The organism is Bradyrhizobium nanningense, assembly GCF_004114535.1.
GTDB classification, from domain to species: Bacteria; Pseudomonadota; Alphaproteobacteria; order Rhizobiales; family Xanthobacteraceae; genus Bradyrhizobium; species Bradyrhizobium nanningense.
The window spans coordinates 63,841-84,587 of sequence record NZ_LBJC01000030.1; the positions used below are offsets into that span (position 1 = coordinate 63,841).

A 20,747-nucleotide genomic window follows, 5' to 3' on the forward strand; every position below is an offset into this window, starting at 1 on the left:
TATGTCCTCCCCATGACGGGATGCTGCCAATGACTGTCTTGGAAACGCCAATCCTGCGGGAGGTCCGCAGCAACCACCGCTCGCCCGCCGGCGTGCATCTGGTTGCCCGCGACTATCCCAAGGGCATGCGGATTGATCCGCACCTGCACCGCGAGGCGCAGCTGATCTATGCGGCACGCGGCACCATGCAGGTGACGACGCCCGGTGGACGCTGGCTGGTGCCGCCGGACCGGGCCGTGTGGGTCCCGGCCGGGCTCGATCACGCCCTCGACCTCCTCGCCGACATCGAGATGCGCACGCTGTATTTCGACCTGCCCTGGCTGAAGCGCGAAAAGCGCTATGCGGGATTGACCCGGGAATTCGTGGTGCGGGTGTCGCCGTTGCTCAACCAGGCGATCCTCGCGCTGTTCGACGCGCGCAACACCGAGGAACGGACCGAGCTCTTGGTGCGCCTGGTCCTGCTGGAATTGCACCAGGCCGAGGATTCCACGACCTTCGTGCCGCTGCCGCATGAGCCACGCTGCCGCCGCGCGGCGATGATCGTGCTCGACGATCCCACCGGCCTGCACGACATCGACACGCTGGCGCGCGCAGTTGGAACCTCCGCGCGCACGCTATCGCGGCTGTTCTCGACGGAGACGCAGCTGAGCTTCAAGAGCTGGTGCCAGCGCGCACGGATCGCCGCGGCGATCCAGCGGTTGTCCACGGATGGGAATGTCTCGGTGAAGCAGCTCGCGACCCAGCTCGGCTATGCCAGCGTGCCGGCTTTCTCGGCGGCGTTCCGGCAGGTGACGGGGCGCACGCCGACGGAGTTTGCGGGGAAGTAGGCTGCCAACATTCACAACAAGTCGTCATGCCCGGGCTTGTCCCGGGCATCCACGTTCTTCTTGCCGCGTGGCAAGGCGTGGATGGCCGGGACAAGCCCGGCCATGACGATGTGGAAACTGGAGTGGCCTAAACCGTCGTATGCGAACGCACCGCCTCCACCCGGCATGCCGTCATTCCCCAAACGCATCGCCCGACTAAAGTTGCCGCATTCCCCTGCTTGATTGTGATCGGCTTCCACCCAAATCCCGTGTAAGCTTCCGCAACGCACAAACCTGACACGAAAGCCCCGATGGCCAACGCCTTCTTCTCCGACCTGCTCGCCACCATCTCCGAGCGCGGCCGCACGCTGCTTCGTCGCGGCGAGTCCGCCGGCACCAGAAGGGATGCCGATGGGCTGCTCGATCTGTGCGATGCGCTGCTCTCGGGCCGGGGCGAAGCATCGGGCATCGCCATCGCGCGCGAGGTGCTCGACATCTACCGGGAGCTGGATGCGGCGGGACGCCGCGCCTTCTTCGACGGACTGGTGCGCGATTTCGGCCCGGACCGGGAGCGCCTGGCCAAGGCGATCGAGACATGGCGCGCCGCGCCCAGCGACGAGGACGCAAGCGCGCTGCATTTCGCCTCGGAGCCGCGGCGCCAGGAGCTGATCCGAAGGCTCAACCGCGCGCCGGGCGGCACCGGCGACCTCGTCAACATGCGCGCCGATCTGCTCGGCATGATGAACGGGCACACCGATCTTGCCGCGCTCGATCGCGACGTCTCGCATCTTCTTTCTTCGTGGTTCAATAGAGGGTTTCTCGTGCTGCGCAGGATCGACTGGTCGACCCCGGCCAACATCCTCGAAAAGATCATCCGTTACGAGGCCGTGCACGAGATCTCTGACTGGGACGATCTGCGCCGCCGCCTCGATCCGGTCGACCGCCGCTGCTACGCCTTCTTCCACCCCGCGATGGTGGACGAGCCCCTGATCTTCGTCGAGGTGGCGCTGACCGAGACGATCCCGGGCGCGATCGCGCCGCTGCTCGCGGTCGACCGCCAGCATCTGCCGATCGAGCGCGCGCGCACCGCAGTATTCTATTCGATCTCCAACACGCAGCGCGGCTTGGGAGGCATCTCCTTCGGCAGCTTCCTGATCAAGCAGGTGGTCGAGGAGCTGCGCCGCGAAACGCCGAAGCTCGACACATTCGTGACGCTGTCGCCGGTGCCCGGCTTCATGCAATGGGTGAAGCAGGACAAGGACCTGCCGCTCTCCGACGAGGACCGCGAGGTGCTGAAACGCCTCGACGATCCCGAATGGTTCGAAAGCCCCGAGACGACGGCGCTGCTGCGCGGCGTGATCGAACCGCTCGCCGCGCACTACTTCCTCAAGGCGCGCACGCCGAAGGGCAAACTGATCGATTCCGTCGCCCGCTTCCATCTCGGCAACGGCGCCCGGCTCGAACGCATCAACTGGCTGGGCGACCTCTCGCCGAAGGGCCTGCGCGAATCCGCCGGCGTGATGGTCAACTACCTCTACCGCCTCGACGACATCGAGAAGAACCACGAGGCGTATGCCAATGACGGCGAGGTCGTGGCGTCCAGCGCGGTGAAGAAGCTGCTCAAGAACGAAGGGCGGCGGCTGCTGGATATGCGGTTGTCGTAGGGAGACTTCGCTCGCGCCACATCGTCATTGCGAGCGTAGCGAAGCAATCCAGACTGCCTCCGCGGAAAGTGCAACGGAAAGACTCTGGATTGCTTCGGTTCGCTCGCAATGACGGAGTGTGGAGCGGCCGTCGGGCTACTCCGCCAGCGCCTTCATTTCCTTGTAGAGATCGGACTTGCCCTCGAAGCCGATGCCCGGGAGATCGGGCATGGTGATGTGGCCGTTCTCGACGCGGACACCATCCGGGAAGCCGCCATAGGGCTGGAACAGATCGGGGTAGCTCTCATTGCCGCCGAGTCCTAGGCCGGCGGCGATGTTGAGCGACATCTGGTGACCGCCGTGCGGGATGCAGCGGCTGGGAGACCAGCCGTGGGTCTTCAGCACCTCGATCGTACGCTGGTATTCGCACAAGCCGTAGGACAGCGCGCAGTCGAATTGCAGCCAGTCGCGGTCCGGGCGCATACCGCCGTAGCGGATCAGATTGCGGGCGTCCTGATGGCTGAACAGGTTTTCGCCCGTAGCCATCGGACCGGGATAGAATTCGGCCAGCGCGGCCTGCAGCGCGTAGTCGAGGGGATCGCCGACCTCCTCGTACCAGAACAGAGGATAGTCCCGCAGCATCTTGGCATAGGCGATGCCGGTCTCGAGATTGAAGCGGCCGTTGGCATCGACGGCGAGTTGCGCGTCCTTGCCGATCTCTTCCAGCACGGCCTCGATGCGCTTGCGGTCCTCGTCGATATCAGCACCGCCGATCTTCATCTTCACGACATTGTAGCCGCGATCGAGATAGCTGCGCATCTCGCCGCGCAGCATCGACAAGCCCTTACCGGGATAATAATAGCCGCCGGCAGCGTAGACGAAGACGCGTGGATTGGCGGCGACACCGTGCCGTTCGGCGAGCAAACGGAACAGCGGCTTGCCGGCGATCTTGGCCACCGCATCCCACACCGCCATGTCGATGGTGCCGACCGCGACCGAGCGCTCGCCATGGCCGCCCGGCTTCTCGTTGGTCATCATCACGGCCCAGACCTTATCTGGGTCGAGATTGTCGCCGGCTTCATTGAGCAACGACTTCGGAGCGGCTTCGAGAATACGCGAGGCAAAGCGCTCGCGGATCAGGCCGCCCTGGCCGTAGCGGCCGTTCGAGTTGAAGCCGTAGCCGACGACGCGCTTGCCGTCGCGCACCACGTCGGTGACGACGGCAACGAGGCTGGTCGTCATCTTGGTGAAGTCGATATAGGCGTTGCGGATCGGCGATGAGATCGGTTTGGTGATTTCGCGGACGTCGACGATGCGGACGGACATGAGGGCGGCTTTCGATTGTCGAGTGAAGTTCGTGAGACTGTTTCCCCGTCATCCTTCGAGGCTCGCCGAAGAGGCGAGCACCTCAGGGTGACGGAGATGCACTTGGACGCGTCGCGCCCCATCATTGCGATGACGGCTTCGCCGTCACTTCTTATCCCTGAAATACGGCTCGACCGGACCGTGCACCTTGATGGTCAGCGGGTTGCCGTGGCGGTCCTTGGCGTTGCCGGCGGTGACGCGGACCCAGCCTTCGCTTATGCAGTATTCCTCGACATTGGTCTTCTCGATGCCCTTGAAGCGGATGCCGACGTCGCGCGCCAGAACGTCCGCGTTGTAATAAGGGCTGTTCGGATCGACCGACAGGCGGTCGGGAAATTCGTCGCTCATGATTGTCTCGCTCACAACAGTGTTTCGATTTGATGCCGCAATCCTTCGGGCCGTGCGGTCGGCGCGTAGCGCGCGACCACCTTGCCCTCACGGTCCACCAGGAATTTGGTGAAATTCCATTTGATGGAGGCTCCTAACAGGCCCGATTGCTGGCGTTTCAGGTACTCATACAGAGGGTGCGCATTTGCGCCGTTGACGTCGATCTTCTCGAACAGCGGAAAGGTGACGTCGTAATTGGTCGAGCAGAACGCCTGGATCTCGCTCGCCTGCCCCGGCTCCTGCGCGCCGAACTGGTTGCAGGGAAAGCCGAGCACGGAGAAGCCGCGCGGAGACAGATCGCGATGAAGATCCTCCAGGCCGCGATATTGCGGCGTGAAGCCGCATTTGCTCGCGGTGTTGACGATCAGCAGCACCTGCCCTTCGAAGCGGCGCAGGGCGACCTCCTCGCCGGCCAGCGAATTGGCCTTGAAGTCGTAGATGACGGACATCGCTAGCCCACGGGATCGATCGGCGACGGCGGCACGCCGCCCGCCTCGATCGCCTCGCCTGCGCGCAGGCAGAGATCCTCGCGATAGCGGCCGGACACGACGTGCACGCCGACCGGCGCCTTGCCGACCAGACCAGTGGAGACCACGAGGCCCGGCAAGCCCATGAAGGGGATGGCGATCTGCGGCAGCTGGGCTTCCCAGACCCGCTTGAAGGATTCATCGTCCTTGCAGTCGAGATGATCCGGGAACGGCAGCTCGCCCGAGACCGGCGTCAGCAGCACCGCATATTTCTCGAAGAACAGCATCCAATCACGGGTCAGCGCGGCTCTGCGGGTCAGCGCCTTGGCGTAATTGGCCTGGTCCATCGGCGTCACCCTGGCGCGGTTGCCGCGCAGGCAGGCCAGCGCGCCGGGATCGCCCTCGCGCTCGGCCGCCTCGAGCTGCGCTTCATAGCCGTCGCCGAGCCACAGCTTGATCTGCCACTCGACCGCCTCGCGCATCGGCGGCGTATCCTCGATCACATCGACGGTCCAGCCAGCGCGCTCTAGCCGCTTGCCGGCATCGCTCACCGCCGCTTTCACCTCCGGCGTGGTGGCAAGGCCGCCCGGATTGAGGCAGAGCGCGGCGCGCTTGTCCCGTGCGGGGCCTTCGAGCGGCACCGGCACGAACCAGGGATCACGGATGTCGCGCGCCGCCATCGCTTCGAGCGCGATCCTGAGATCGTTGACGGTGCGTGCCAACGGGCCCGACACCGCCATGATCTGCGGCCCGATCGGGCGCTCCGGCAGCGCGGGATTGAAGGCGGGGATGCGGCCGAGCGTCGGGCGCAGGCCGTGCACGCCGCAGGCATAGGCGGGATAGCGGATCGAGCCGGCGATGTCGGTGCCGTGGGCGACGTGGCCGATGCCGGCCGCGACCGCGGAACCGGCGCCGCCGGACGAGCCGCCCGGCGTCAGCGAGGCATCGCGCGGGTTCTTGGTATCGCCGTGGATAAGATTGGTGGTGAACCAGCGATAGGAGAAGGCCGGGCAATTGGTGCGGCCGAGCAGGATGGCGCCCGCTTTACGGAAATTGGCAACCACCGGATTGTCCTCGCGCGCGATCAATTCGCGCTGGAGCTTCAGACCGTTGGTGGTGGCAAAGCCTTCCTGGTCGACATTGGCCTTGATGGTGACGGGCACGCCGGCGAGCACCCCTAGGTCCTCTCCTCGCGCGATCGCGGCATCGACGGCATCGGCCTGCTTGAGCACGTCGTCCGGCCGGTGGTCGATCACGGCATTGAGCTTGGGATTGACGGCATCGAGCCGGGCGAGACCGGCCTTGGCGGCCTCCCGGGCGGACACTTTCTTGGACTTGACGAGGGCGGCGAGGTCGGCGGCCGACAGGCGCCAGAGATCTTGCATGGTTTGCTCCGTGTATCCGGCGTGTTTTAGCGCCGGGAACGCGGCAAAGCCATGCGGATTTCGCAGAGGCGAAAGGCGGAGAGGCTTGGATTGCTGCATCCGTTGTCATTGCGAGCGAAGCGAAGCAATCCAGAATCCCTCCGCCGAGGCGCTCTGGATTGCTTCGTCGCATCAGCGCAAAATTGCTACGCAATTTTGTCGCGAGCTCCTCGCAATGACGGGGAGCCAGATAGGGCTAATGCCGCGTCGCGGACGGATCCGGCAGGTCCAGCAGCGCCTCGGTGAAGGGAAACTCCAGCACGACCTCGCCTTCGGCGTCGGTCACCTCGATCACCGCCGCGAGCAGGGCCCGCTGGGTGCCTTCCGACTTCACCACCTCCAGGATCATCTGGCGGGCGACCTCCCAGGCGCGATCAGGATTGCGCAGGTCCTCTCCGTCAGGATCCACAATCAGTTCGTCGCCGATACGGGTGTTGAAGAAATATCTGGGCATGCCTGATCCAATGGGGTCGCCTGTAGATGATTGGAAGCCGTTCTAAACTCACAACTCGTTTATCCCGACAGGGATCACGACCTATCGGCGGTTTTTGCCTATGTCCATTGCGCATCTTTACGGCCGCATTTATGGCCGCAACACGCCCTCTTTGCAGTGCAGCAATTCCACCGACCTACTACCTAGGTCCGGGAAAATTTCACTAGCGAACTTCTCCACTCGCATTAACTTAGCGGGTGGGCGGATACGTCCGAATTCGCAAAAATGGAGAGCCAAAAATGGCATGGAAAGCCCCGAAGATCGTCGAAGTGCCCTGTGGCATGGAAATCAACATGTATGTGAGCGCCACCCGCAAGTAAGCCGGTCGGCGATTTCGCGTTCTGCGGCGGTGGATCTTTCGGTCACGACGCGTTTCCGAAAGAAAGAATCTGTGTCGGCATCTGCGTCGGCCTGAGATCCACCGCGCGTGTTCCTTTCCAGGAGACGGATCATGCTTCGCGTCGTCGTCCTGGGCGCCGCAGCCGGCGGCGGAGTTCCCCAGTGGAATTGCGGCTGCGAGGGTTGCCGGGCCGCCCGCAACGGCGGGGATGAGCTGCACCGGACACAGGCCTCGGTCGCCTTTAGCGGCGACGGCGAGCATTGGTTCCTGATCAACGCCTCTCCCGACCTGCGCCAGCAATTGAATGCCACGCCGCAACTGCACCCCAAGGCAGGCGCCTTGCGCCATACGCCGATTGCGGGCGTGATCCTGACCAACAGCGAAGTGGATGCGGTGGCGGGCCTGCTCTCGATGCGCGAGAGCTCGCCGTTCACGATCTATGCGCATGAGAAAGTGCTGGCGATCCTTGCCAGCAACAGCATCTTCAACGTGCTGAACGAGAAGCACGTCCGGCGCCAGCCGATCGGCATCAATGAGCCATTCGAGCCGCGCCTCACCGATGGCGCACGCTCCGGGCTGGAAGTGCTGCCCTTCGCGGTCCCGGGCAAGTCGGCCTGGTATCTGGAAGGCAAGGCGCATCCCGGCGGCGACAGCGGCGACGGCGACACGCTGGGCCTGAAGATCACCGACAAGGCGACCGGCAAGTGCTTCTATTTCCTCGCAGCCTGCGCCGAGGTGACCGACGCGCTCAAGGCCGAGATCGACGGCGCTTCGCTGGTGTTCTTCGACGGCACGGTCTGGACGGACGACGAGATGATCAAGTGCGGCCTCGGCCACAAGACCGGCAAGAGCATGGGGCATGTCGCCATGTCCGGCGACGACGGCGCCATCGCGCAGCTGGCCGACCTCAATATCGACAGGAAGATATTTCTGCATATCAACAACTCGAACCCGGCGCTGCTGCCTGCCTCGGCTGAACGCAAGACTGCTGAACAAGCGGGATGGCAGATTCCCGCAGACGGAACGGAGATCGTGCTGTGAATGCCGCATCCATGACTGGAATGACTGCGCTCTCGATCGGCAGGGATATCAGGCTCAACTCGGCCGAGGAGCTCGAGGCAACGCTGCGCCATATCGGGGCGACGCGCTATCACAGCCTGCATCCGTTCCATAAGCTGCTGCACGGCGGCAAGCTGAACAAGGGCCAGGTGCAGGCCTGGGCACTGAACCGCTACTATTACCAGAGCACGATTCCGATCAAGGACGCGGTGGTGATCTCGCGCTTCCGCGACCGCGCCACGCGCCTGGAATGGCGCCACCGCATCGAGGACCATGACGGCGATGTCGGTGCGGAAGGCGGCATCGAGCGCTGGATCAAGCTGACCGAAGGCCTTGGCCTCGACACGGCCTACGTGGAATCCACCGAAGGCATTTTGCCGGCGACGCGCTTCGCGGTCGAGGCTTACGTGCACTATTGTCGCGAAAAAAGCCCGCTGGAGGCGATCGCCTCCTCGCTGACCGAGCTGTTTGCGCCGAGCATCCACGAAGAGCGCATCGCCGGCATGCTGCAGCATTACGATTTCGTCAACCCTGATACCATGAGCTACTTCAAGCGCCGCCTCACGCAGGCGCCGCGCGATGCCAATTTCGCGCTCGACTATGTCAAGAGGCATGCCACGACGCCGGAGCAGCGCGCCCAGGTATGCAACGCGCTGATCTTCAAGACCAACGTGCTGTGGGTGCAGCTGGACGCGCTCCAGCACGCCTATGTCGAGGGCAATATTCCGCCGGGCGCGTTCGTGCCCAAAGCGGGCTGAAGAGGAGTAGCGATGGCCGGGCCGCGGAACATCAGCGTCAGCGAGGCGAGCCGCCCCGTGCTGCCGCGGCATGCCAAGCTGAAATATGACGAGACCCGCAAGGTCTGGGTGATCCTGGCGCCGGAACGCGTGCTGGCCCCGGACGAGATCGCGGTCGAGGTGCTGCAGCTTTGCGACGGCAAGCGCAGCGTCGGCGACGTGTCCGATCAGCTCGCGGCAAAATACGCGGCCCCCCGCGACGCGATCCTGGCCGACGTCATCGTCATGCTGCAGGACCTCGCCGACAAGGGCTTTCTGACCGAGATCAGGGAGAAGACGTCATGAGCGACGTGACCATCCCACCCAGCGACAGCCTCGCCGTGCTGGAGAAGCAGCGTTCGACGGCCGAGACCTTCGGCATTCCGCTCGCGGTGCTGCTCGAGATCACGCATCGCTGCCCGCTGCAATGCCCCTATTGCTCCAACCCGGTCGAGCTCGACCGCTCGGGCAAGGAACTGACCACCGAGGAATGGAAGAAGGTCTTGGGCGAGCTCGCCGAGATCGGCGTGCTCCAGGTCCATTTCTCCGGCGGCGAGCCGACGGCGCGGAAAGATCTCGTCGAGCTGGTGAAGCACGCGAGCGACGTCGGCCTTTACACCAATCTCATCACCTCGGCCGTGCTGCTGACGCGCGACAAGCTCAGCGAGCTTGCCGACGCCGGGCTCTGCCATGTGCAGATCTCTTTCCAGGGCATCGAAGAAGGCCTCTCCGACCGCGTCGCCGGCTACAAAGGCGGGCATCGCAAGAAGCTCGAAGTGGCGAAATGGACGCGCGAGCTCGATTTGCCGCTCACCGTGAATGCGGTGATGCATCGGCAGAACCTGCATCAGCTCCCTGACATCGTCCAGATGGCTGTCGATCTCGACGCCGACCGGCTCGAGGTGGCCAATGTACAATATTACGGCTGGGCCCTGAAGAACCGCGCCGCACTGATGCCGACGGTGGCGCAGCTCGACGAGTGCACGGCCATCGTTGAGGAGGCGCGGGAGCGGCTCAAGGGCACGCTTGCCATCGACTACGTCGTTCCCGATTATTACGCGCTGCGGCCGAAGAAATGCATGGGCGGCTGGGGCCGGCAGTTCTTCAACATCTCGCCCGCCGGCAAGGTGCTGCCCTGCCACGCCGCCGAGAGCATCACCGGGCTTGAGTTCGAATCCGTGCGCTCCAACCATTCGATCGCCTGGATCTGGCAGAACTCGGAGGCCTTCAACCGCTATCGCGGCACGGGCTGGATGAAGGAGCCGTGTAAGTCTTGCGAATTCCGCGAGATCGATTTCGGCGGCTGCCGCTGCCAGGCCTTTGCGCTGACCGGGGACGCCGCCAACACCGATCCGGCCTGCGCGCTGTCGCCGCTGCACGAGACCATCTTCAAGCAGGCCGAGCGCGAGGCCGAGGGCGAGACCAGCCGCTTCCTCTACCGCAATTTCGCCGGCGGCACCCTGGAATCCGAGAATGGGACCTGACGCCGACGCAGGCACAGCGGCAAGGCGCGCCGATCCCTTTGCGCCGCTGACCTCCGAAATGCTCGACGTCGGCGACGGCCATGAGCTCTACGTCGAGAGCGTCGGCCGCAGCGACGGCATCCCCGCGATCTATCTGCACGGCGGGCCCGGCAGCGGCTGCCAGCCGGACCATCGCCGACTGTTCGACCCCGACCGTTTCTGCGCGGTGCTGTTCGACCAGCGCGGCTGCGGCCGCAGCCGGCCCAAGGGCTCGCGCGAGCACAACACCACGGCCGATCTGATCGCGGACATGGAGACAATCCGCGAAAAGTTCGGCTTTGAACGCTGGATGCTGGTCGGCGGCTCCTGGGGCGCGACACTGGCGCTGGCTTATGCGCAGGCGCATCCCGATCGCGTCTCCGGTCTTGCACTGCGCGCGACGTTCCTCGGCACGCGGGCCGAGGTCGAGACGGCGTTCACGGTCCGACTGCGGCAATTCTACCCCGCTCTCTGCGAGGATTTTCTGAGCGTGCTGCCGCCCGAAGAGCAGGCGCAGCCGGTGGACGCCTATTGGCGCCGCATCCTCGATGCCGATCCGGCTATGCACGGACCTGCGGCGCGGGCCTGGCACGACACCGAGCGCGCGTTATCCGAGCACAAGGCGGCCAAGGCGCGGCTCGACCTCGCCTCGCTGAACGTCTGGCGCACGCTGCCGGCGACGCCGTTCATGGAGGCGCATTATTTCGTCAACAACTCCTTCATGAGCGAAGACCAGCTGTTGCGGAACGCGGGTCGGCTCGAAAGGATTCCCGGCATTATCGTGCAGGGCCGCTACGATCTGTTGTGTCCTCCCGAGACATCCCACGCGCTCGCGAAAGTTTGGCCCAGTTCCGAGCTTCGCATCGTGGAAGAAGCCGGCCATTCGCTTTATGATGCCGGCGTGAGGGACGCGGTCATGAAGTCGATCGCCGACCTCGCATCGAAGATCGGGCGATGAGAGGACAAGAAGAATGCCGCTCGCCGGGAAGGGCATGCTGCTGACGTCGATGAATATCGACGCTTCAGATGAAGCCGATTTCAATCGCTGGTACGATTGCGAACATCTGGAAGAGCGCGTCGCAATCGAGGGTTTCCTGGAAGCACGGCGCTATGTCGCGCATGCCGCCAATCCCAAATACCTCTGCCTTTACTCGACCGCGACGTTAGAGGTGCTCGACAGCCCCGCCTACAAGGCGCGGCTCGCGAACCCGACCGACTGGTCGCGGCGGACCATGGCGCGCTTCAAGGACATGCTCCGCGTCGTCGCGCGGATCACCGTCAGCAACGGCACCGGACGCGGGGTAGCCCTGGGCGTGGTGCGGCTGCGGCCGAGGGCGGACAATGCGGGGGCATGGCGTGATGCGCTGCAAGACAAACTGGCGCCTGACAGGCACGATGGCATCATCTCCATGCACCTTCTGGAGAGCGAGCCGGAATTGTCGGGCACAACGGCGGAAATACCGGCGGCGCGTAACGAAGGTGCGCGCGACTGGTTCGTGCTGATCGACGGCGCGCATGTCGGCGCGGTCTCGGCCGTGATCGCCGAGCGCTTCACCGGCCCCGCTGCCGCGCCCTTCCCGCTCCCCGTCTCCGTCGGGACCTACTGCCTGATGTGGGATCTCGCGAAGAGCGACATCGCGCGCAGCTGACGCGCTCATATCCATCGCGAATGCTGCACCGCACGCACATCACGCGCCGCCGTTAATGCTGTGCGCGCTTGGCTCCTATGAAAGAGGGGAAGCGCGAAAATTTGCCGTTGTACTTCGGAGCCGTTCTAATAAGCTAACCCAATGACGTCATTCAGAAACCAGATCGACGCGCGTTAAGCGTTCGCCAAGCTCAGAAGAGGCCGCCGGGTCTTTGAGCCCGCGCGGACAGGGTAGGAATGAAACCAACCGATATTGCGGCCCCCGACTACTTTCACAAAGTGGTCGATTGCCAATGGGCCTGTCCTGCGCACACCCCGGTTCCCGAATACATCCGACTGATCGCGCAAGGCCGCTATAGCGACGCCTACATGATCAATTGGAAATCGAACGTGTTTCCCGGAATATTGGGACGCACCTGCGATCGTCCATGCGAGCCGGCGTGCCGACGCGGACGCGTCGAGGAAACACCCGTCGCGATCTGCCGCCTCAAGCGCGTTGCGGCCGACTTCAAGGACGACATCAAGCAGCGCTTGCCGAAGCCCCCGCCGAAGAACGGCAAGCGCGTCGCCTTCGTCGGCGGCGGTCCGGCCTCGCTGACGGTGGCGCGCGATCTGGCACCGCTCGGCTATCACTGCACGGTGTTCGATGCCGATCCCGAAGCCGGCGGCATGATGCGCACGCAGATCCCGAAATTCCGCCTGCCCAATTCCGTCATCGACGAGGAGACCGGCTACATCCTGGGCCTCGGCGTCGAGTTCAAAGGCGGTCACCGGATCGAGAGCATGAAGGCGCTGCTCGCGGAGAAATACGACGCGATCTTCGTCGGCTCGGGCGCACCGCGCGGCCGCGAGCTCGACATCCCCGGCCGGAAAGCAGCAGCAAGCCACATCCATATCGGCATCGAATGGCTGGCCTCGGTCTCGTTCGGTCATACCGACAAGATCGGCAAGCGCGTGATCGTGCTTGGCGGCGGCAACACCGCAATGGATTGCTGCCGCACCGCGCGCCGGCTCGGTGGCGAAGAGGTGAAAGTTGTCGTCCGCTCCGGCTTCGAGGAAATGAAGGCCTCGCCCTGGGAGAAAGAGGATGCGCTCCACGAGGACATTCCGATCCTCAATTTCCTGGTCCCCGTGGCCTTCATCCATGACAATGGCAAGCTCACCGGCATCACCTTCCAGAAGGTGAAGGCCGAGTACGATGCCAAGGGACGCCGCAACCTCGTTCCCTCGGGTGAGCCGGACCAGACCATCGCATGCGACGACGTGCTGGTCGCGGTCGGCCAGGAGAACGCCTTCCCGTGGATCGAGCAGGATTGCGGCATCGAGTTCGACAAATGGCACATGCCCAAGGTCGATCCCAAGACCTTCGTCTCGACCAACCCAAAAGTCTTCTTCGGCGGCGACGCCGCGTTCGGCCCCAAGAACATCATCTGGGCGGTCTCGCACGGCCATGACGCCGCGCTGTCGATCCACAAGATGCTCTCGGGCGAGGACATTACCGAGCGCCCGCTGCCTGAAGTGCACGTCTCGTCGCAGAAGATGGGTATCCACGAATGGAGCTATGACAACGACATCTCCAACGACAAGCGCTACAAGGTGCCGCATCGCGACAAGGTGATTGCGCTGAAGGACATCCGTGCCGAGGTCGAGCTCGGTTACGACGTCAAGCTGGCCTTGGGCGAAGCCGAGCGCTGCCTGAACTGCGACGTGCAGACCGTATTCTCGACCTCGCTCTGCATCGAGTGCGATGCCTGCGCCGACATTTGTCCGATGGATTGCATCACCTTCACCGGTAACGGCGAGGAAAGCGATTTGCGCCAGCGCCTGAAGGCGCCCTCGGCGCATCCGGACCAGGATCTCTACGTCTCTTCGGATCTCAAGACCGGGCGCGTGATGGTCAAGGACGAGGACGTCTGCCTGCATTGCGGGCTGTGCGCCGAGCGTTGTCCCACAGGCGCGTGGGACATGCAGAAATATTTCATCGAGATGACTTACGCAGGTTCGACATGCCCGACAAAAAGCCGATCAGCAGCGTAAACGACTTCGTCGTCCGCTTCGCCAACGTCAACGGCTCGGGCTCGGCCAGCGCCAACGAGATGTTCGCGCGCGCGATCCTGCGCCACGGCGTTCCGGTCTCCCCCCGCAACATCTTCCCCTCCAACATCCAGGGCCTGCCGACCTGGTACGAGGTGCGGGTGACGGAAGACGGCCATCTCGGCGCCCGCGGCGGGGTCGACATGATGGTGGCGATGAACCCGCAGACCTGGGACAAGGACGTCGCCGGCATCGAGCCCGGCGGCTATCTGTTCTACGATTCCACCAAGCCGATGCCGTCGACCAAATTCCGCGACGACATCACCGTGATCGGCGTCCCCTTAACCGCCATCACCAACTCGACCTACACCGATCCGCGCCAGCGCCAGCTGTTCAAGAACATCATCTATTTGGGCGCGCTCTCGGCCCTGCTCGACATGGACCCCAAGCTGATCGAGCAGCTGATCGGTGAGCAGTACAAGGGCAAGGAGAAGCTCTTGTCCTCCAACGTCCACGCGCTGCATCTCGGCCGCGACTGGGCGCTGCAGAACCTGAAATGCCCGATAGGGCTGCGGGTGAAGAAGTCCGACAAGGTCGGCGACCGCATCTTCATCGAAGGCAACAGCGCCGCCGCGCTCGGTGCCGTCTATGGCGGCGCCACTGTTTGCGCCTGGTATCCGATCACGCCGTCCTCGTCGGTGGCCGAAGCCTTCACCGCCCATTGCAAGAAGTACCGGCACGACCCTGAGACCGGCAAGGCCAAATACGCGATCGTGCAGGGCGAGGACGAGCTGGCCTCGATCGGCATCGTCATCGGCGCGTCCTGGAACGGCGCGCGTGCCTTCACTGCGACTTCAGGCCCCGGCATCTCCCTGATGACCGAGTTCATCGGCCTCTCCTATTTCGCGGAGATCCCGGCGGTGATCATGAACATCCAGCGCGCCGGCCCCTCGACGGGCATGCCGACCCGCACCCAGCAATGCGACATCATCGCCTGCGCCTATGCCTCGCATGGCGACACCAAGCATGTGCTGCTGTTCCCGGAAGACCCGGCCGAAGCGTTCGAGTTCGCGGCCGCCGCCTTCGATCTCGCCGAGCGGCTGCAGACCACGATCTTCCTGATGCTCGATCTCGACATCGGCATGAACCACCGGCTCTGCCGCCCGCTGAAGTGGGACGATGCGAAGCAATATGACCGCGGCAAGGTGATGACCGCGGAGATGCTGGAAGAGGGCCGCGACTTCGGCCGTTATCTCGACGTCGACGGCGACGGCATTCCCTACCGCACCTATCCCGGCACGCACCCGACCAAGGGCTCCTATTTTACCCGCGGCACGTCCCGGGACCGCTATGCGCGCTATTCCGAGGAAGGCTCGGTCTACGCCGACAACATGCAGCGACTGATGCGCAAGTTCGAGACCGCGCAGGATCTGGTGCCACGGCCGCTGCAGGCCAATGCGGAACGGCCGACCAAATATGGCGTGATCTATTTCGGCTCGACCTCGCCGGCGATGGACGAGGCGATCGGCCTGTTGGAAGCGCGCGGGCACCAGCTCGACCGGCTGCGTATTCGCGCCTTTCCGTTCCATTCGAGCGTGGCGAGCTTCCTCGCCGAGCACGACTTCGTCTATGTGGTCGAGCAGAACCGCGACAGCCAGCTCCGCCAGCTCATCGTCAACGAGAACGGCATCGACCCGGTGCGTCTCGTGCCGATCGTGCATTACGACGGCTCGCCGATCACCGCCCGATTCATCGCAAAAGCCATCGGCGACCACCAGGATCACCTCAAGGTGACCCCGCTCCGCAAGGCCGTGTCATGAGTTGCGCGCCACTCTCTCCGTCATGCCCGCGCTTGTCGCGGGCATCCACGCCTTTCTTCTCCGCCACCAAGACGAGGATGGCCGGGTCAAGCCCGGCCATGACGGGCTTGGCATCGCAGGTGCTCGCATGACTTACATCGCAAAACCGAAATTCCATCATCCCGGGCTGAAGAAGAACGAGCTCGGCTACACGCACCGCGACTACGAGGGCAAGATCTCGACGCTGTGCGCCGGCTGCGGTCACGACTCGATCACGGCTTCGATCATCGAGGCCTGTTACGAGCTGTCGATCGAGCCGCACCGGGTGGCGAAGATCTCCGGCATCGGCTGTTCCTCGAAGACGCCGGATTACTTCCTCGGCAATTCGCACGGCTTCAACTCCGTGCATGGCCGCATGCCCAGCGTGCTGACCGGCGCCAACCTCGCCAACCGCGACCTGATCTATCTCGGCGTTTCCGGCGACGGCGATTCCGCTTCGATCGGCTTCGGCCAGTTCGCGCATTCGATCCGGCGCGGCGTCAACATGACCTATATCGTCGAGAACAACGGCGTCTACGGCCTGACCAAGGGCCAGTTCTCGGCGACCGCCGACCGCGGCTCGAAGTCCAAGAAGGGCGTCACCAACACCGACAACGCCATCGACCTCGTCGCGATCGCGCTGCAACTCGGCGCCACCTTCGTCGCGCGCTCGTTCTCCGGCGACAAGACCCAGCTGGTGCCGCTGATCGCGGCTGCGATCCGCCACAAGGGCGCGTCCTTCATCGACGTCATCAGCCCCTGCATCGCCTTCAACAACCACGCCGGCTCAACCAAGAGCTTTGACTATGTCCGCGAGCACAACGACGCCGTGAACCGGCTCGACGTCCTGGTCGGTCGCGATCCCATCGCGGTCGACTATGCCCCCGGCACGGTGCAGGTGGTCGAGCAGCATGACGGCAGCAAGATCGCCTTGCGCAAGATCGACGCCGATTACGATCCGCATGATCGGCTGGGAGCCCAGACCTTCCTCGCAAGGCACGCCGCCAAGGGGCAGATCGTCACCGGGCTTCTGTACGTCGACCCCGATGCGGAAGACCTGCACGAGCACCTCAACACGGTCGAGACCCCGCTCAACTCGCTGGAGGCGGATACGCTGTGCCCGGGCTCGGCGGTGCTGGACGAGATCAACGCCAGCCTGCGGTGAGGCGCACAGTATCAGGAGGGCATCGGCCGACGCTGGGACGCCTTAGCTGACAGGCTCGGGCTCCGTCGCGGGATGGGCCGTATATGCCAAACGGCCGGCCTTCCAATATTGCTTGCAGGTCTCGAGCAGCGTTTCGCCGTCCATCGTCAGGCCGCCGGGATTGACGAGCACGCCCTCGGCGCCGACCGCTTTGTTCATGATCGATACGATGCGCTTCAGAAGACCAACGTCGAAGCGGTCGGCGACAAGCGGGTCGAGCTTGAGCACCACGATCATGTGACTGCGATACTGCCAAACCGATATGTCCCGCACGGATCTCCAGGAGATGGTGTCATCGGCAATGCGGGTGTCGCGAAGACCGACGCGGGTGATGAAAAGGACCGGCTGCCTGGTTGAGACTAGCCTCCAGAACGTCCTGCAGGTCACGAACCCAAACAGCACGACACCGAGATAGCTAGCAGCGATCTGAAACGCGGAGAGGGTCTTGACGTGAAACCAATTGAAAGCGACCGCGGCGCACAGAAGCGTCAGCAGCAGGCCGGCGGCCAGCATCTTCAATAGCCGCGGCACGGAATAGCCAATCGCAAGGTTGGGCAAGCTCTGACTTACGGACATTTTGACCGCCACCAGTCGTCTGCAGCAACCGGAGGTTTACCGACCCTCATCCTTCTAAACTGTTAAGGCTGGAACCTGGCGCGAGGCTGCCGGCAAGGCGAGCGGCTGGGAGCGCTTGAACGCGCCGTTCGCCGCCTGCGACTAACCGGCAGTCGGCCGCCCTTCTCGTGGGGGACGACGGTTCAAACGCCCGGTGCGATCATGAAGCTTGCTCTTTTCCTGCCGCTCGCCCTTGCCGCCTTTGTCGGCGTCGCCCATGCCGATGAGGCCGACAAGGTCCGGGAGACCACCAAAGCCGAAGCTGACGCCTTCACGGCCCGGATCTATGCGGGGGCGCCCGGCGACAAGGCCTATGCCTGCTTCGTCCGCCGCTACGACGCCGAACATCTGGCGCGCCATCCCAGGCAGAAGGCGGGCTCGATGAAGCTGCTGATCTCGGCGGAGACCGACGAGGAAGACAAGCAGCTCCACAATTCCTTCCGCATGGGCTTCCGCTATCGCCATCGCAGCGGGGATTTCGACTCCAGCGGCTCGTGCGGCAGCCACGCGGTGCTTCTCAGCCAGGGCGACGAAGTCCGCATGGGCTGTGGTGTCGACTACGAAGGCGGCGGGATCGAAGTGGCGCTGTCCAAGGACAACAAGGCCGCCATCGTTCGGCTTCAACAAATCAGGGTCTGGCAGAACAACAGGCCGGACGACGAGGCCGAGCATGCGCTGGTGGCTGGCGCCGACGATAAGATCTTCCGGCTCGACCGCACCGACACCAGCGACTGCGCCTCGCTTGTGACCGACCGCAAGGAGCTCGCCGCGCTGCGTCACAAATGATATGTCTCGGGCGAATTCAGGCTTAGTCGAGGAGATCCGCCATGAACCGCCGCAACATCTTGTGGACCGCCATGTCGACCCTGGGCGCAGCGCTCGGCGCCTCCAGCGCGAAAGCCGCAACGGACGCGGGCACGGGCAACAAGCTGAAAGTGGTCTACCATCTCAGCGACGCCGGGAGGGTCAATTTCGTGCTCGGCAACATCCAGAACCATATCGAGGGGGTCGGCGGTCCCGAGCATGTCACGCTCGCGCTGGTGATCCACGGACCGGCGTTGAAGGCGTTTCGCTCGGCGCAGGCCAACCCCGACATCAGCAAGCGGATCGGCGAATTCTCCAAGGACGGCGTCGAGCTCGCCGCTTGCGGCAACACGATGAAGGCCCAGAACGTCACGCTGAAGGAGCTGCTGCCGGGCTTCGTCAGCGCGGAGAAGGGCGGCGTGGTTCGTTTGGCCGAGCTGCAGTCGCAGGGGTATTTGTACTTGCGGCCGTAGCGGCAGCGTTCGAGGCACACCTTCTTGGCCGTCATTGCGAGCGCAGCGAAGCAATCCAGAATCCCTCCGCGGAGGCAGTCCAAATCTGGATTGCTTCGCCGCATCAGCACAAAATTGCTACGCAATTTTGTAGCGAGCTCCTCGCAATGACGGCGGAGGGTGCGCGCCTCGTCCCACGTCCCTGCAGCCGCTTGACTTACCCATAACTCTGTGGTTATGAATTAACCCATAACTCCCAGGTTATGGATTTCCCATGTCGCCCGCCCCCGATCTCCTGTTCAGGACGCTCGCCGACCCCACGAGGCGGGCGATCTTCGAGCGGCTGTGCCGTGAGGGCGAGCAGACGGTCGGGGCGCTGACGGTGCGATCCGGCGTTTCGCAGCCGGCGGTCTCCAAGCATCTCGGCGCGCTGAAGCAGGCCGGCCTCGTGCGCGACCGCCATGAGGGACGCCAGACCCATTACAGCGCGCAGCCCGGCGCGCTCGATCCGCTGATCGACTGGACCAGCCAGATGGCGTCCTTCTGGCAGAGGCGGTTCGACGCACTCGACGATCTCCTGAAGAGGATGGACCAATGACTGAGACCTCGAGCCAGACGCGCTCCGTCATCGTCGAGCGCGAATTTGCTTTTCCCGCCGAGCGGCTCTGGCGCGCGCTGACGCAGCCGCATCTGATCGAGGAATGGCTGATGAAGAATGACTTCAAGCCATCCGTCGGCCATCGCTTCAATCTGCGCGGCGAATGGGGCGGCGTGCTGGACTGCGAGGTGCTCACCATCGAGCCGCAGAAGACGCTCGCCTACACCTGGAATTTCTCGCATGAGGACGCGGCCTTCGACCTCAGAAGCGTCGTGACCTTCACGCTCACGCCGACCAGCGCGGGCACGCATCTGCGCGTCGAGCAGGCGGGCTTCAGCCCGACGCAGAAGCAGGCTTTTGGCGGCGCACATGCCGGCTGGAAGCAGTTCTTCAACAAGCTGGACGAGGTGCTGGCGCGGGCGGGCTAGATTCCCCGCCGCAGCCTGACAATTATCCGATGAGTTCAAGGGAGGTTTCATTGAACGGGAATATGTGGATTCGGCAGATCCATCGCTGGCTATCCATCGCCTTCACCCTCGCGGTGATCGCCAATATCGTCGCCATGACCATGCAGCTCCAGGCCGTCTGGATCGGTTTTCTGGCGCTCGTGCCGCTGATCCCACTGCTCGCGACCGGGCTCTATCTGTTCGCACTGCCTTATCTCGGCCAGCGTCGTGACGCGCGCGGTGAGGCCAGGTCGTGAAGAAGGCGGTGGCGGCGAAGACGAGCAGCGCGAAGGAAACGGGCGCGGCTTCAGCCTCGAAACTGATCGACGGCAGGATCAAGGAACTCGCCGACTGGCGCGGCCAGATGCTTGCGCGGATCCGCGCCCTGATCAAGCAGGCCGATCCCGATGTCGTCGAGGAGTGGAAATGGCGCGGCGTTCCCGTCTGGGAGCACGACGGCATCATCTGCACCGGCGAGACCTACAAGGAAGTGGTGAAGCTGACCTTTGCCAAGGGCGCGGCACTCGATGACCCCTCAGGCCTGTTCAATTCCAGCCTCGACGGCAACGTGCGACGCGCGATCGATATTCGCGAGGGCGAAAAGATCGACGAGAAGGCGTTGAAGGCGCTGATCCGCGCGGCGGTGGAGCTGAATGCGAGCAAGGCGAAGAAGAAGCCGGCGAAGCGATCGGGATAGAAGCGCCAGGCGTTCACGTTGATCACTTTTGCCAACCGCGGCTGGCTGCAACCTCTCCCGCTTGCGGGAGAGGTCGGCGCGTTTCGGGCGATGCAAAGCATCGTCCCGCGCGCCGGCAGAGGGCTCTCTCCTCTGGGGGAGTCCCACTG

The 20,747-nt window shown here is 63.9% G+C and carries 25 protein-coding genes; 18 read left to right on the plus strand and 7 right to left on the minus strand.

Annotated features, from left to right (window positions below; genetic code table 11):
• Positions 1–29 precede the first annotated feature (29 nt).
• Positions 30–827 carry an AraC family transcriptional regulator gene (locus tag XH84_RS25240; protein WP_164936345.1) on the plus strand — a complete coding sequence of 266 codons (798 nt, stop codon included), beginning with the start codon at positions 30–32 and terminating at the stop codon, positions 825–827.
• 11 nt (positions 828–838) lie between these two features.
• Here XH84_RS25240 and XH84_RS40025 read toward each other — a convergent pair whose 3' ends face one another.
• Positions 839–1,066: a hypothetical protein gene (locus XH84_RS40025; RefSeq protein ID WP_164936346.1), complete on the minus strand. Its 228-nt coding sequence runs from the start codon at positions 1,064–1,066 to the stop codon at positions 839–841.
• A gap of 51 nt (positions 1,067–1,117) precedes the next feature.
• On the opposite strand from XH84_RS40025, the gene XH84_RS25245 reads away from it, so the two are divergent.
• Positions 1,118–2,470, plus strand: coding sequence for a malonyl-CoA decarboxylase (locus XH84_RS25245; protein WP_128920114.1), 1,353 nt, complete (start codon positions 1,118–1,120; stop codon positions 2,468–2,470).
• A gap of 135 nt (positions 2,471–2,605) precedes the next feature.
• Here the strand turns inward: XH84_RS25245 and tarD are convergent, their stop codons facing one another.
• The 5 genes from tarD to XH84_RS25270 all read right to left on the minus strand — a co-directional run bounded on the left by tarD (position 2,606) and on the right by XH84_RS25270 (position 6,546).
• On the minus strand, positions 2,606–3,775 hold the full coding sequence (tarD, locus tag XH84_RS25250; protein ID WP_128920115.1) for a D(-)-tartrate dehydratase: 1,170 nt from the start codon (positions 3,773–3,775) through the stop codon (positions 2,606–2,608).
• Between the two features lie 144 nt (positions 3,776–3,919).
• On the minus strand, positions 3,920–4,162 hold the full coding sequence (locus XH84_RS25255) for a DUF3297 family protein (protein ID WP_164936347.1): 243 nt from the start codon (positions 4,160–4,162) through the stop codon (positions 3,920–3,922).
• Positions 4,163–4,173: 11 nt separating this feature from the next.
• Complete coding sequence (locus XH84_RS25260) at positions 4,174–4,650, minus strand: glutathione peroxidase (protein WP_128920117.1); 477 nt, start codon at positions 4,648–4,650, stop codon at positions 4,174–4,176.
• A 2-nt stretch (positions 4,651–4,652) separates the two neighbouring features.
• On the minus strand, positions 4,653–6,053 hold the full coding sequence (locus tag XH84_RS25265) for an amidase family protein (RefSeq protein WP_128920118.1): 1,401 nt from the start codon (positions 6,051–6,053) through the stop codon (positions 4,653–4,655).
• A 235-nt stretch (positions 6,054–6,288) separates the two neighbouring features.
• A complete protein-coding gene (locus XH84_RS25270) occupies positions 6,289–6,546 on the minus strand; it encodes a DUF6894 family protein (protein WP_128920119.1) in 258 nt (85 codons plus the stop codon).
• A 278-nt stretch (positions 6,547–6,824) separates the two neighbouring features.
• On the opposite strand from XH84_RS25270, the gene pqqA reads away from it, so the two are divergent.
• The 10 genes from pqqA to XH84_RS25320 all read left to right on the plus strand — a co-directional run bounded on the left by pqqA (position 6,825) and on the right by XH84_RS25320 (position 16,947).
• Positions 6,825–6,905, plus strand: a complete 81-nt coding sequence (gene pqqA / locus XH84_RS25275) for a pyrroloquinoline quinone precursor peptide PqqA (RefSeq protein WP_007595659.1) — start codon at positions 6,825–6,827, stop codon at positions 6,903–6,905.
• 131 nt (positions 6,906–7,036) lie between these two features.
• On the plus strand, positions 7,037–7,966 hold the full coding sequence (gene pqqB / locus XH84_RS25280) for a pyrroloquinoline quinone biosynthesis protein PqqB (RefSeq protein WP_128920120.1): 930 nt from the start codon (positions 7,037–7,039) through the stop codon (positions 7,964–7,966).
• Positions 7,967–7,986: 20 nt separating this feature from the next.
• Positions 7,987–8,742 carry a pyrroloquinoline-quinone synthase PqqC gene (gene pqqC / locus XH84_RS25285; protein WP_430641959.1) on the plus strand — a complete coding sequence of 252 codons (756 nt, stop codon included), beginning with the start codon at positions 7,987–7,989 and terminating at the stop codon, positions 8,740–8,742.
• A gap of 12 nt (positions 8,743–8,754) precedes the next feature.
• A complete protein-coding gene (pqqD, locus tag XH84_RS25290; protein ID WP_128920122.1) occupies positions 8,755–9,066 on the plus strand; it encodes a pyrroloquinoline quinone biosynthesis peptide chaperone PqqD in 312 nt (103 codons plus the stop codon).
• Entirely contained in the window at positions 9,063–10,244 is a 1,182-nt protein-coding gene (gene pqqE, locus XH84_RS25295) for a pyrroloquinoline quinone biosynthesis protein PqqE (RefSeq protein WP_128920123.1), read from the plus strand. Before pqqD ends, pqqE begins: the two co-directional genes overlap by 4 nt.
• A complete protein-coding gene (pip, locus tag XH84_RS25300) occupies positions 10,234–11,220 on the plus strand; it encodes a prolyl aminopeptidase (RefSeq protein ID WP_128920124.1) in 987 nt (328 codons plus the stop codon). The genes pqqE and pip overlap by 11 nt, the downstream gene beginning before the upstream one ends.
• Before the next feature lie 13 nt (positions 11,221–11,233).
• A complete protein-coding gene (locus XH84_RS25305) occupies positions 11,234–11,911 on the plus strand; it encodes a DUF4286 family protein (protein WP_128920125.1) in 678 nt (225 codons plus the stop codon).
• A 236-nt stretch (positions 11,912–12,147) separates the two neighbouring features.
• Positions 12,148–13,947 carry an FAD-dependent oxidoreductase gene (locus XH84_RS25310; protein WP_128920126.1) on the plus strand — a complete coding sequence of 600 codons (1,800 nt, stop codon included), beginning with the start codon at positions 12,148–12,150 and terminating at the stop codon, positions 13,945–13,947.
• Positions 13,917–15,764, plus strand: a complete 1,848-nt coding sequence (locus XH84_RS25315; RefSeq protein WP_164936348.1) for a 2-oxoacid:acceptor oxidoreductase subunit alpha — start codon at positions 13,917–13,919, stop codon at positions 15,762–15,764. Before XH84_RS25310 ends, XH84_RS25315 begins: the two co-directional genes overlap by 31 nt.
• Before the next feature lie 127 nt (positions 15,765–15,891).
• Positions 15,892–16,947 carry a 2-oxoacid:ferredoxin oxidoreductase subunit beta gene (locus XH84_RS25320; RefSeq protein WP_128920128.1) on the plus strand — a complete coding sequence of 352 codons (1,056 nt, stop codon included), beginning with the start codon at positions 15,892–15,894 and terminating at the stop codon, positions 16,945–16,947.
• 42 nt (positions 16,948–16,989) lie between these two features.
• On the opposite strand, the gene XH84_RS25325 is transcribed toward XH84_RS25320, so the two are convergent.
• Positions 16,990–17,562 (minus strand): STM3941 family protein, encoded by a 573-nt coding sequence (locus XH84_RS25325; RefSeq protein ID WP_128920129.1) that lies wholly within the window; start codon positions 17,560–17,562, stop codon positions 16,990–16,992.
• A gap of 201 nt (positions 17,563–17,763) precedes the next feature.
• Between XH84_RS25325 and XH84_RS25330 the strand changes: the two genes are divergently transcribed.
• From XH84_RS25330 to XH84_RS25355, 6 genes are all read left to right on the plus strand, one after another.
• The gene (locus XH84_RS25330) at positions 17,764–18,387 is read left to right on the plus strand and encodes a hypothetical protein (protein WP_128920130.1); all 624 of its coding nucleotides are present in this window, start codon (positions 17,764–17,766) and stop codon (positions 18,385–18,387) included.
• A gap of 41 nt (positions 18,388–18,428) precedes the next feature.
• Positions 18,429–18,878, plus strand: a complete 450-nt coding sequence (locus XH84_RS25335; protein WP_128920131.1) for a DsrE family protein — start codon at positions 18,429–18,431, stop codon at positions 18,876–18,878.
• Positions 18,879–19,131: 253 nt separating this feature from the next.
• A complete protein-coding gene (locus tag XH84_RS25340) occupies positions 19,132–19,455 on the plus strand; it encodes an ArsR/SmtB family transcription factor (protein WP_128920132.1) in 324 nt (107 codons plus the stop codon).
• The gene (locus XH84_RS25345) at positions 19,452–19,883 is read left to right on the plus strand and encodes an SRPBCC family protein (RefSeq protein ID WP_128920133.1); all 432 of its coding nucleotides are present in this window, start codon (positions 19,452–19,454) and stop codon (positions 19,881–19,883) included. The genes XH84_RS25340 and XH84_RS25345 overlap by 4 nt, the downstream gene beginning before the upstream one ends.
• A gap of 50 nt (positions 19,884–19,933) precedes the next feature.
• Complete coding sequence (locus tag XH84_RS25350) at positions 19,934–20,158, plus strand: hypothetical protein (protein WP_164936349.1); 225 nt, start codon at positions 19,934–19,936, stop codon at positions 20,156–20,158.
• Entirely contained in the window at positions 20,155–20,598 is a 444-nt protein-coding gene (locus XH84_RS25355; protein WP_128920134.1) for a DUF1801 domain-containing protein, read from the plus strand. The genes XH84_RS25350 and XH84_RS25355 overlap by 4 nt, the downstream gene beginning before the upstream one ends.
• Positions 20,599–20,747: the final 149 nt, after the last annotated feature.

Bases quoted from the DNA above. Each gene is read 5' to 3' on its own strand.
- XH84_RS25240 (WP_164936345.1), top strand. From the start codon at position 30: ATGACTGTCTTGGAAACGCCAATCCTGCGGGAGGTCCGCAGCAACCAC.
- XH84_RS25245 (WP_128920114.1), top strand. From the start codon at position 1,118: ATGGCCAACGCCTTCTTCTCCGACCTGCTCGCCACCATCTCCGAGCGC.
- tarD (WP_128920115.1), bottom strand. From the start codon at position 3,775: ATGTCCGTCCGCATCGTCGACGTCCGCGAAATCACCAAACCGATCTCA.
- XH84_RS25255 (WP_164936347.1), bottom strand. From the start codon at position 4,162: ATGAGCGACGAATTTCCCGACCGCCTGTCGGTCGATCCGAACAGCCCT.
- XH84_RS25260 (WP_128920117.1), bottom strand. From the start codon at position 4,650: ATGTCCGTCATCTACGACTTCAAGGCCAATTCGCTGGCCGGCGAGGAG.
- XH84_RS25265 (WP_128920118.1), bottom strand. From the start codon at position 6,053: ATGCAAGATCTCTGGCGCCTGTCGGCCGCCGACCTCGCCGCCCTCGTC.
- XH84_RS25270 (WP_128920119.1), bottom strand. From the start codon at position 6,546: ATGCCCAGATATTTCTTCAACACCCGTATCGGCGACGAACTGATTGTG.
- pqqA (WP_007595659.1), top strand. From the start codon at position 6,825: ATGGCATGGAAAGCCCCGAAGATCGTCGAAGTGCCCTGTGGCATGGAA.
- pqqB (WP_128920120.1), top strand. From the start codon at position 7,037: ATGCTTCGCGTCGTCGTCCTGGGCGCCGCAGCCGGCGGCGGAGTTCCC.
- pqqC (WP_430641959.1), top strand. From the start codon at position 7,987: ATGACTGCGCTCTCGATCGGCAGGGATATCAGGCTCAACTCGGCCGAG.
- pqqD (WP_128920122.1), top strand. From the start codon at position 8,755: ATGGCCGGGCCGCGGAACATCAGCGTCAGCGAGGCGAGCCGCCCCGTG.
- pqqE (WP_128920123.1), top strand. From the start codon at position 9,063: ATGAGCGACGTGACCATCCCACCCAGCGACAGCCTCGCCGTGCTGGAG.
- pip (WP_128920124.1), top strand. From the start codon at position 10,234: ATGGGACCTGACGCCGACGCAGGCACAGCGGCAAGGCGCGCCGATCCC.
- XH84_RS25305 (WP_128920125.1), top strand. From the start codon at position 11,234: ATGCCGCTCGCCGGGAAGGGCATGCTGCTGACGTCGATGAATATCGAC.
- XH84_RS25310 (WP_128920126.1), top strand. From the start codon at position 12,148: ATGAAACCAACCGATATTGCGGCCCCCGACTACTTTCACAAAGTGGTC.
- XH84_RS25315 (WP_164936348.1), top strand. From the start codon at position 13,917: ATGCCCGACAAAAAGCCGATCAGCAGCGTAAACGACTTCGTCGTCCGC.
- XH84_RS25320 (WP_128920128.1), top strand. From the start codon at position 15,892: ATGACTTACATCGCAAAACCGAAATTCCATCATCCCGGGCTGAAGAAG.
- XH84_RS25325 (WP_128920129.1), bottom strand. From the start codon at position 17,562: ATGTCCGTAAGTCAGAGCTTGCCCAACCTTGCGATTGGCTATTCCGTG.
- XH84_RS25330 (WP_128920130.1), top strand. From the start codon at position 17,764: ATGAAGCTTGCTCTTTTCCTGCCGCTCGCCCTTGCCGCCTTTGTCGGC.
- XH84_RS25335 (WP_128920131.1), top strand. From the start codon at position 18,429: ATGAACCGCCGCAACATCTTGTGGACCGCCATGTCGACCCTGGGCGCA.
- XH84_RS25340 (WP_128920132.1), top strand. From the start codon at position 19,132: ATGTCGCCCGCCCCCGATCTCCTGTTCAGGACGCTCGCCGACCCCACG.
- XH84_RS25345 (WP_128920133.1), top strand. From the start codon at position 19,452: ATGACTGAGACCTCGAGCCAGACGCGCTCCGTCATCGTCGAGCGCGAA.